This window comes from Leuconostoc sp. UCMA20149, from assembly GCF_030400235.1.
GTDB classification, from domain to species: domain Bacteria; phylum Bacillota; class Bacilli; order Lactobacillales; family Lactobacillaceae; genus Leuconostoc; species Leuconostoc pseudomesenteroides.
Genome location: NZ_VJYC01000018.1, coordinates 22,205 through 31,253 on the forward strand (window position 1 = coordinate 22,205; position 9,049 = coordinate 31,253).

Here is a 9,049-nt window from a genome sequence, read left to right on the forward strand (position 1 = left end):
ACAAGTAAACTTGCTTTAGACCAATTTTCTAAACTCTTTGATATACGCATCTAACTGTTCTTGTGAACTTTCAATATGCTTCATCAAATCGACAATATCTTGTGTAAAGTTAAAAACATCAATATCTCTTATTTCTGCAATAAGCCGTAACGCTTTTTCATTTTCAATTGCGCCACTTTCAACATCAATATTTTTAACAATATTTCTAATGTTAGTCATTTCATTGGCATCAATCGTACGTAACTTATCTAACATCAACGCCATATTCCTTGAACCGTTAACTAGACTTAACCTAGTCCGCTCAATCGCCATAATATCATCTGCCATTATTTTCCCTGACTTTCTCTTATTGCGATATTTTCACACATATATTCATGTAAATTAAAATCTTTTGGTACTTCTGGTGCAAAAAATGACCTAACTTGACTATCCCCAATTTTAATAAAGCCCCACCCTTTCAAATGTGATGACAAAGGGCGCAACTGCTTTTCATTATCTGGGAATACCATTTTTTCAATTTCAGGTGTTGGCACACCCATGTTAATACGCATATTCAGTTGGTTACGCACTGCCATTGGCAAAGAACCCGCATCAGGTCTCTGCATACCAATCAAAATATAAAAACCAAGTTCACGTCCTAGCATAGCTATCTCATTCAAATTAGACATTGCTGTATCATAGCTTGCTTTGATTGGGTCATCATAAGCTAACCTATCATTCATTTCAACAAACGCACCAAACTCATCAAAAATTAAAAAGCAAGTCTCAAAACCAAAGTCCTTATAGGTGCCAATGTGACCTGATGCCTTTAATTCTTCCATACGTTCTGCACGCTTCATCATTAACTGATAATACTTAATCACAGCATCGTTAATTTCAGATGCTGTACTATGAACACGCCCCTTTAATTCATCAACATATTTTAAACTAGCCAAATCAGACCTTTTTGGGTCGATAATATCAACATACTTTGTAACCTGTAACAACTGTCCGATAATCGCAAACATGGTATATGATTTACCAGTACCAACGTTACCTGATATTAAAGCATTGTAAAATGTATCATATTTCCAATCAATACCTTTTGAAATCTGCAATAACCCTTTTTTAGGTTTCAGTTCTTCTAACTGTCGTCTAAACTTCATCGGGTCAAAAGCAAAGGTGCTAATCATTTTATTTTTACTAAATTCAGTTGTTTGTCTATCAGCGAGTAATGCTGTTTCAACAACATTATCAAACTCATTTTTAGAAAAATTTTCCATATACTTCTGCCCGTCTACTGGCTCTTGTAAAATCAGTTGACCTGTTTTATGCAATACCTTTAACTTCAATTTTGGAAAATAAGCTATGAATGTCCCATTGTCATCACTAGCAGTATCAAAGAACCCTTTGGAAACAATCAGCAGGCTTATCATCTGGCGCAATTCAACTGTTTTCAGGTATTTTGAAACAAAGTCCGAATGTTCTGGGGCATAGTTCTTATAAAACCAAAACACGCCCCACCCAAGCAAAACCGTCAGCAGAATACTTAAAACAATTGGTGACAGATACCACCAACTATATTGTCCTTCCATCAACGATTGAAAGATATTCGAATACCAAAAATCAAAACAAATCGTTATTAATAACAAAATAAAAAGCAAAGTCTTCTTAAACAAAGTCTTTGCTAAATACTGATCACTGTATTTAATTGTTTTATATTTCATATACTAACCTCTTCTTATACTTAATCATTATCCTTTTTGTCTTTTTTTAAGTGTAATTTTTTTCCAATATTAGCAGAAACACTTGAAGTGGTTTCTAAAACATTATGAATTTGATCCTGTGTCTTTTGCTTTTTTAATGCTTTTTTACTTTCTGCTTCTTGAGCCAAAAGTTGACTATCAATAAGTGTTTGTTCATCGATGTAATACAATTTCACAAAAGTGTTTGGAGCCACAGAGGTATTTCCCTTTGGTTCCATTTTTACAATAGTATTTGGCAATGCATCAGCATAATGTAAATCTGCCTTCACCGGTACTTCAGAGTGATTAAAGTTATACTTATCTATTACCGCTGTTGCTTTTTCAACATCTAATAATTTTACATCGGGTATTTTAAGATAGTCTTTCCTTTTCTCTAATTGATCATTAACGATTTTAGTTCCTTGCTCCAATACATCTGGTGCTACTGCTCCAAGTGCCATTTTGCCAATCGTACCAAACAATTTTGCTTTTCCCATTTTTATATCTCCTAATCAATCCAATTGTTTTAATTATACATTAAGCCTTGCAAAAACTGTTCAAAAAAAACATGGGCTATGGTGAAAGAATTGGCTTTCATGAACTATAAGGAGCATAAAATGCGCAAAAGAGTTTTCATCATCAGTTTTATTGGCATATTCGTAGTTGTAGCGGGAATAATAGGTATCATCGTTTCTGACAATTCACATAAAATTCCATTTTATAATTCATCTACAAACCACATCATATTATCTGATAAGATAAATAAATTATCAGGTAATCAACAAAAAGAAGAAATGTTTACACTAGCCAGAAATGCTTTGAAAAATGAGACGGACAAAAACCAAAGCATTGACTGGAGCAATTTTGATGATGACAGTTTGTATGTTGAAAAATTAAAAAGACCACATGTTTACCTGCTAGGATATACGATTCAATCTCGAAAACCTTTGATTTTGAATATTAGATATAATCTAGTAGTTAAAATAGGCGTCAACAACAGCCGTGCCAAAAGTGATGAAATACAAGTCACAAGCATGGACATGTTGATTACAAAATAGATATGAAAAATAACACCATAAAATTGTGGTTGTTATTTTTTTCATTGATAAACTTTCTGTTTATTAGCTATTAATTAAATATCATGTTCCAATCTTTGCATCTCATCATTGATAACATTACTGTACATTTGATGCGTAAATTCATTTCTAAATCGTTCAAATTTTTCAGGACTGCCCTTAATTTCACTCAAAGTAAGACTGTGCTGGTCGGGATAAGGGCTATCACTAGCGTAATCTTGCCAAGCAATTTTTCCATGAACATTGATAATTGCTTGTGCCAATAACAACACATTTTTTCGTGTCATGCGATATTTTTTAAAAGCACTAGACATATATTTACCCCCGACTATTCAAATAATCTCTTAATTCAACATAGGTATCGTTATATTCTAAATAAACACCAAACACACCCATACTGTCATAGTAATAGCCTGACTTCACAACCTGTCTCACTCTGCTAACAAAGTCTTCCAATGAAGCATCATGACCAATCAACAGATCTCGCAATTCTGGCTCAACCCCTGATGCCACCAATTCCAAATACTTGTTATGAAAATACTGATAGGCTTTGTTTGCTCTTTGTAGAACTTCTCTTGTCACATCTTGTCCTTCTTCATAACCCAAAGACATTGGCTGTAAATCTGCTATTTTAATACTAACTTTAGTCATCAACCTTACCCCTATTCTTAACATCAAAGCGCACTACATCTCGTTTTTTATCCAAAATAACTGTGATTGTATAATCACTTGCTTCAATCTTCAAAGTAAGTTGCTTTTTATCAAAAGCCGTCACTGTGTTACCAGTAATTACACCAGTTGTCTCTTGAATATCTTTTGACAAATCACTAGCTTGTGGCATGGTGATTGCCAAGTCCTTTGTCTTATAAATATCTTGTGCCAACTGATCTAATTTCTTTAATTCTGCATCATGCTTCAAATAAACAAATAATACGACAACCACAACTATCACTAAAAATACAACATTCATTATTAGTTCCTACTTTCTTATCCATACTTAGCTTCAAGCTCTGCACCAGCATTCTTATCAACTGTCTTAAAGGCTTTTGTCCATTCTTCAAATAGCGAATGAATAACCACCTTACCAACACGACCATAAATATCTCTAAACAAACATTGACCTTTTTTCAAGTCTTTTAACATATCCATATTGGCTTTATTGACTGGCAAACCAAAGTGTCGCAAGATATTTTCACGCTCACTATCATCAGCGCTATCAAAGGCAAATATTTGTCCGTATTGACCGTTACTCTTTTCATCATTGACATCGCCAACTCTTTGCGTGGAATAAATCAACATATTGTTTTCAGAACGACCCAAACGTTTAATGCCGTCCAAGACTTTACGACCAGCAGGCGAAGCGTTAAATATCCACGCTTCATCAATAATTTCAGCACTAAACCGTTTCGTGTCTTCACGTCCAAACTTCTCTAAATACTTACCTAATGCCAACATAATTGATACCGAATATTTTTGCGTTTCAGTATAGCTACGTACTTCTTGTTCAGCGTGTGGCAAGTCTAAACCCGTCACTTCTAAAATTGTCCGTTGATTATTAAATTCAATACTATCGGTTTGTCCGTCACTAAAAGCAAGTTTTAACATACTATCAGGAATGACACTCTCATAATAATCGGCTAATTGCTGTGATTTCTCATTACCAGATTTCAAAATTTCAATAATCGCCATTGTACCAACTTGTTCGCCAGCTAAGCGTTGGTTACAGACTTGTTTAATCGCATTTGTTAGAGCCGTATCAAGTTCCATATCTTGTGAGATTGAACGAACCTGTACCAACATTTCCTTAACCAACGTCAAGACACTAGGTATTTCATCAACTGTACTCTGACTATTCAACGTGAGCATTGGGTCAAGGACACCACGATTAGAACTATCATTGGCATTCAAAGTCACATAATGAAACGAGTTCATGAGCTTAGTGAAAAACGGGTTATCATTATTTTCAAGTGATGCTTTAAACCAACGTCTCACCTCTTGTTTTGGGTCAACATAGAGTAACTTCACATCAAACATTGCTAGATAATTCAACAGAATTTTAACTAAGAATGACTTGCCTTGTCCTGTATCGCCAGTGATCGCTATGTGTGGACTATCTGTTTTCGCCCCAACAATACCTTTGTTGGCAATTACAGGGTTAATTAACAGCAATGTTCTTGAAGATGCCACCGCACTATCCACACTAAAGTAACGGTTTGTATCTAACACACGTCCAATATAAAAACCTGTTCGAGACCCTAATTCATGACTAGTGCCAAACATCAACTGTGCTAGTGCTGGCGCATTTGTAAATTGTCGCCAACGTTTAAACACTCCTAAATTAGTAGCAGGTAGGTTTTGGTACAACAATAATTCTTGATTAAAACTGGGTTGAAAAACGTCTATATCACGATTAAAGGTTGATAACCTTGTTTTTACTTCACGTATTTTTTTCTTTAACCGTTGCACATCATCATCACGAACCACTAATACAAGTAACCACTGCATGAAAGCATCTTTACTATCCATAACATCAGCCAAATCTTGTGCTAAGGCAAAATTAGTTCGAGAACGCTTTGAACTATCATCATCACTTAGTAAGGCATCTTCTAATTCATCTTTATACTTCCCTTTTGAACTTCTGGTCTCTTGCTTCATACCTTTAAAGCCGTCACGTTGTGGAAAGTTGATTTTAAAATGAACTTCAACAGGAAATTTAAACGATTGTAATTCAGGAATAAGCGCTAAATTGTCTAATCTATCAGGCAAATTCAAAACCAAGTGACTAATGTAGTCTGTTTCTTCCTGTGTTTCACGCTTAACAATACCCAGTTTTTCTAAGTCAAAAGCCGTGTCACGCATGTTCGAGAAATCTTTCATACCTTGATGATGATAGGTTGACCCCAACATATTGATTAGCTTTTCTTCGGACATCTTAGTGGCATCTAGTGGTCGCAAAATACCAAGCACGTCATCATTCATGGTTTGATAGCGTTCAAAGAATTTGTCATCAAACTTGACCTGATACCGCATGGTTTCTGCTAAACGTCTTAAAATAAGGTCGGTGGCAAACTGAAATTTGTCTTTTAAGTCGTCCCCAACACTGGTATTTTTTAATTTAACTCCAACATAAAATTCATCACGAATTGCTGGTTTAAATTCACTTTCCAAAATATCGACTTCTTCTTGACCCATGTAGTATTGCGCCACATCGGATATATCTTTCGCCCAATCAGGACTAGTACCTTGAATACGACCCGCCAAGTCCATATCAACTGGAATTAACTTCAAATCAACATCATCATATTTTTGTAATCGCTCAAACACATCAACCAAGGTTTCTTTAAAGTTACTTTTGTCTTGTGCATTGGCGACATTGATTTGAAAAGGTTTCAACTGATAATAAGCCCACACATCACCAATTGTTGTCAGTAATAAATTATCCTGATACTGCACAACTGGGTTTTCATATTTCACATTGACATTCTTTGCCATACCTATCCTACCTTTCTGAAAAGTCGTTAATCACTTGTACATCAGTTGAAACCACCCGCATATCTGGGTTATTTGGTTTCATAAATGTTGGTGTTTCTTGAACAGCAAACTCACTAATGTAATGCTTGTTATTAGGGTTTTGAACATTGATTGTTTGAATTTGCTTGTCAGCGTTTTTAAAATTCAACACATTATGCCAAAAGATTTTAGGGTAGACCTTTTGACAATGTGAACACGTTGAACTGTAAAACATCACTGCTTCATTGTTCTTATTAATATAATCCACAGCATTATTTTGAAAATTCATTGAGCCGTATGGAATAAAGAAAAAACCAGCCACTATTAACAAAATGACTGGTAATACTTTATTGACAATAATTGTAATTGGTTTGGGTAATGTCTTCCTGTTCCTTTTTTTAGTGTCATTACTTCCTTTGATATAATGTTTCACTTGTTGTTCTCCTTGTTTAATTTTAATAGACAAATAATGTCTTTTTATTTAAACCTACTTGTCAAATCATAATAAATGAGTTACACTTACTTTTAGTAAATAGAAAGAGGTCTCATATTAATGACTAAGTTTGGTATTATTGTTGGTTCAATTCGTAAGAATTCATATTCAAAAGGTGTCGCTGACTCTTTGGTTGCTGGTTTGCCAGCCGATGCAGAAGTCACTTATTTGAACATTAGTGATTTACCTTTGTATAATCAAGATTTAGACGAAAATTCACCTGAATCTTATGTGAAGTTCCGTGAAGCAGTCGCTTCTCAAGATGCCTTCATCTTCGTCACACCAGAACACAACCGTAGCATTCCAGCTGCATTGAAGAATGCATTGGACATTGCTTCACGTCCGTGGGGACAAAGCGTTTGGGGTGGCAAGCCAGCATTAGTTGCTTCACAATCATTGAGTGGTATTGCTGGTGTTCTAGCACATCACATTTTGCGTCAATCACTTGTTTTCCTTGACATGCCAACAATGCAACAACCAGAATTGTATATTGGGAACGTCGCTAATTTAGCTGATGAAAATGGTCAAATTACCAACGAAGATACTAAGAAGTTCTTGGCTGATAGTGCAAAGCAATTTGTTACTTTCGCTGAAAAGTTTTAATTAAAAAGCTAGCCTTTATGGACTAGCTTTTTTTAATGGATCAGTATTTGATTGATTTTAATTGATGTTAATTTCTGCGTTTTGATATCAAACCAGCCATGTAAAAGGACTGTTTGATTGATTGCTTTTTGTCCTGTACCACTCGTTTTGACAACCACAGTTGCCAAACTTTCGATTGTTTGGTTATCTAAATCACTGGTGTACCCTGTGGCTGTTTGGTATTGACTGGTTAGACCTAAATTATCAATTCGTGACCCACCTGTGGCATCTAGTCCACTATCAATTAATTGACTTTTTTGGTCATTAGATAGACTTAAAATATCTGATACTTGATTAAATCGCTTATCATAATCTGATTGACTACTAAATGTATAATAGGCTTTTGCAAATTCAAGTAATTTTCTTTTAGCTGTTGCATCGTTAGCATTGTAGGTCGTTTGCAAGTTATCAATTTGTGTCGTTACATGCTTTTGTTGCTTTGTCACTTGCGACACTTCCTTTCTAACATCCGCTATTTGTGACCGTTTATGATTTGTGATTGACATTGTGATGCCAAGACCAACCAAAAGCAAACCCATGATGCTAAGTAAGATTTTATTTTTCATTATCGAATGCTCCTTTTAAGGTTAGTCGTGACATATCTGTGACTTGCTTTGCATCAGTATCATAAGTGACTGTGTATGCGACACTTTGTACATCACTTTTAGCAACAACTAGATACTCTAAATCAGAACCCCAAGCATTTTTTAACCCTACAAGTGGTACATCATAATGTGCCTTGTCACTAAATGTCACACTAGGCGCAAAAGTTTGTGTTAGTTCGTTAATTACTTTTTGTGATGCCAACCCTTTCAAACTATCAGGATAGGTTGAAGTCGGCTGATTACTAAATGTTTTTACAAAATTAGTGACTTGATTAGTGCTATCACTCACTGTTGATTGTTGTGATTGTGGACTAGATACGATTATTTCTGATTTTTTATGACTTAATTTAGCTTGCTTTAAATCAGCTTTTGCTTGGACTAATTGTCTATCCAGATTAGGTATCTGATTGAACTGCGTAATAATAATACCAGCCAAAATTAAACACGCAACAATGATTAAACGGCTATTTTTCATACTTTCTCCTTTCGTTTATTTACCTTGAATAAAGGTCACACCTTGACCAGCCGTTAACTCACGGAAACTGACTGTACCAGTCCCAGATGCCACAACATTACATTCACTAACTAAGAAATGTTTACCGTCATCACTGATCGCTTCAACTAGGGCTACGTGTCCGTAAGTAGGGTCTGCACCGTCTGCACCTTGTGAAAAACTAACCGCCCACCCAACATGTGGCTGACTATCAGTTTTGTAACCTTTGGCTTTAGCATTCTTACCCCAATCAGCACCATTACCTAAACCATTTTCAACTGGCGTACCTAGTTCTTGCATACGATTATAGGTATACCAAGTACATTGCCCGAATGGATATGTGTTTGATGATGACGTGGCAGTAAAGTTTGTGTCCTTGATTTTGCTTTTATAAGCACTAGGAATTTCTTTAACTGGCGCACCACTCGTTCCCATACCTTGCGCAACATTAGTAGCGCAACCATTTGAATTATTGGTTGTGTTATCGGTATTTTGTGTCGTTTCTG

General features: G+C 35.4%; 13 protein-coding genes. 2 read left to right on the forward strand and 11 right to left on the reverse strand.

Annotated elements, in window-relative coordinates:
* Positions 1 to 15: 15 nt before the first annotated feature.
* Genes FF105_RS10235 through FF105_RS10245 form a run of 3 tightly spaced genes read right to left on the reverse strand, consistent with a single transcriptional unit; the run spans position 16 to position 2,221 of the window.
* On the reverse strand, positions 16 to 327 hold the full coding sequence (locus FF105_RS10235; protein WP_290046829.1) for a hypothetical protein: 312 nt from the start codon (positions 325 to 327) through the stop codon (positions 16 to 18).
* A complete protein-coding gene (locus FF105_RS10240; RefSeq protein ID WP_290046831.1) occupies positions 327 to 1,706 on the reverse strand; it encodes a cell division protein FtsK in 1,380 nt (459 codons plus the stop codon). Before FF105_RS10240 ends, FF105_RS10235 begins: the two co-directional genes overlap by 1 nt.
* A 20-nt stretch (positions 1,707 to 1,726) precedes the next feature.
* Entirely contained in the window at positions 1,727 to 2,221 is a 495-nt protein-coding gene (locus FF105_RS10245) for a PASTA domain-containing protein (protein ID WP_048702230.1), read from the reverse strand.
* A gap of 78 nt (positions 2,222 to 2,299) precedes the next feature.
* On the opposite strand from FF105_RS10245, the gene FF105_RS10250 reads away from it, so the two are divergent.
* On the forward strand, positions 2,300 to 2,782 hold the full coding sequence (locus FF105_RS10250) for a hypothetical protein (RefSeq protein ID WP_290046833.1): 483 nt from the start codon (positions 2,300 to 2,302) through the stop codon (positions 2,780 to 2,782).
* A gap of 74 nt (positions 2,783 to 2,856) precedes the next feature.
* Here the strand turns inward: FF105_RS10250 and FF105_RS10255 are convergent, their stop codons facing one another.
* From FF105_RS10255 to FF105_RS10275, 5 genes are read right to left on the reverse strand one after another with little or no spacing between them, the layout of a single operon-like run.
* The gene (locus FF105_RS10255; RefSeq protein WP_336621648.1) at positions 2,857 to 3,114 is read right to left on the reverse strand and encodes a hypothetical protein; all 258 of its coding nucleotides are present in this window, start codon (positions 3,112 to 3,114) and stop codon (positions 2,857 to 2,859) included.
* A 4-nt stretch (positions 3,115 to 3,118) separates the two neighbouring features.
* Complete coding sequence (locus FF105_RS10260; RefSeq protein ID WP_290046835.1) at positions 3,119 to 3,451, reverse strand: hypothetical protein; 333 nt, start codon at positions 3,449 to 3,451, stop codon at positions 3,119 to 3,121.
* Positions 3,444 to 3,770 (reverse strand): hypothetical protein, encoded by a 327-nt coding sequence (locus FF105_RS10265; RefSeq protein ID WP_290046836.1) that lies wholly within the window; start codon positions 3,768 to 3,770, stop codon positions 3,444 to 3,446. The genes FF105_RS10260 and FF105_RS10265 overlap by 8 nt, the downstream gene beginning before the upstream one ends.
* A gap of 17 nt (positions 3,771 to 3,787) precedes the next feature.
* Positions 3,788 to 6,292 (reverse strand): ATP-binding protein, encoded by a 2,505-nt coding sequence (locus tag FF105_RS10270; protein WP_290046837.1) that lies wholly within the window; start codon positions 6,290 to 6,292, stop codon positions 3,788 to 3,790.
* Positions 6,293 to 6,299: 7 nt separating this feature from the next.
* Complete coding sequence (locus tag FF105_RS10275) at positions 6,300 to 6,743, reverse strand: thioredoxin domain-containing protein (protein ID WP_290046838.1); 444 nt, start codon at positions 6,741 to 6,743, stop codon at positions 6,300 to 6,302.
* Positions 6,744 to 6,863: 120 nt separating this feature from the next.
* Between FF105_RS10275 and FF105_RS10280 the strand changes: the two genes are divergently transcribed.
* Positions 6,864 to 7,406 (forward strand): NADPH-dependent FMN reductase, encoded by a 543-nt coding sequence (locus FF105_RS10280; RefSeq protein WP_290046839.1) that lies wholly within the window; start codon positions 6,864 to 6,866, stop codon positions 7,404 to 7,406.
* A gap of 32 nt (positions 7,407 to 7,438) precedes the next feature.
* Here FF105_RS10280 and FF105_RS10285 read toward each other — a convergent pair whose 3' ends face one another.
* The 3 genes from FF105_RS10285 to FF105_RS10295 all read right to left on the reverse strand — a co-directional run.
* Positions 7,439 to 8,011: a hypothetical protein gene (locus FF105_RS10285; protein WP_290046840.1), complete on the reverse strand. Its 573-nt coding sequence runs from the start codon at positions 8,009 to 8,011 to the stop codon at positions 7,439 to 7,441.
* Entirely contained in the window at positions 8,001 to 8,525 is a 525-nt protein-coding gene (locus FF105_RS10290; RefSeq protein WP_290046841.1) for a hypothetical protein, read from the reverse strand. Before FF105_RS10290 ends, FF105_RS10285 begins: the two co-directional genes overlap by 11 nt.
* Before the next feature lie 15 nt (positions 8,526 to 8,540).
* On the reverse strand, positions 8,541 to 9,049 hold a 509-nt coding region (locus FF105_RS10295; RefSeq protein ID WP_290046842.1), incomplete at its 5' end, for a CHAP domain-containing protein.

Bases quoted from the DNA above. Each gene is read 5' to 3' on its own strand.
- FF105_RS10240 (WP_290046831.1), bottom strand. From the start codon at position 1,706: ATGAAATATAAAACAATTAAATACAGTGATCAGTATTTAGCAAAGACT.
- FF105_RS10285 (WP_290046840.1), bottom strand. From the start codon at position 8,011: ATGAAAAATAAAATCTTACTTAGCATCATGGGTTTGCTTTTGGTTGGT.
- FF105_RS10265 (WP_290046836.1), bottom strand. From the start codon at position 3,770: ATGAATGTTGTATTTTTAGTGATAGTTGTGGTTGTCGTATTATTTGTT.
- FF105_RS10260 (WP_290046835.1), bottom strand. From the start codon at position 3,451: ATGACTAAAGTTAGTATTAAAATAGCAGATTTACAGCCAATGTCTTTG.
- FF105_RS10250 (WP_290046833.1), top strand. From the start codon at position 2,300: ATGGTGAAAGAATTGGCTTTCATGAACTATAAGGAGCATAAAATGCGC.
- FF105_RS10255 (WP_336621648.1), bottom strand. From the start codon at position 3,114: ATGTCTAGTGCTTTTAAAAAATATCGCATGACACGAAAAAATGTGTTG.
- FF105_RS10290 (WP_290046841.1), bottom strand. From the start codon at position 8,525: ATGAAAAATAGCCGTTTAATCATTGTTGCGTGTTTAATTTTGGCTGGT.
- FF105_RS10235 (WP_290046829.1), bottom strand. From the start codon at position 327: ATGGCAGATGATATTATGGCGATTGAGCGGACTAGGTTAAGTCTAGTT.
- FF105_RS10280 (WP_290046839.1), top strand. From the start codon at position 6,864: ATGACTAAGTTTGGTATTATTGTTGGTTCAATTCGTAAGAATTCATAT.
- FF105_RS10245 (WP_048702230.1), bottom strand. From the start codon at position 2,221: ATGGGAAAAGCAAAATTGTTTGGTACGATTGGCAAAATGGCACTTGGA.
- FF105_RS10270 (WP_290046837.1), bottom strand. From the start codon at position 6,292: ATGGCAAAGAATGTCAATGTGAAATATGAAAACCCAGTTGTGCAGTAT.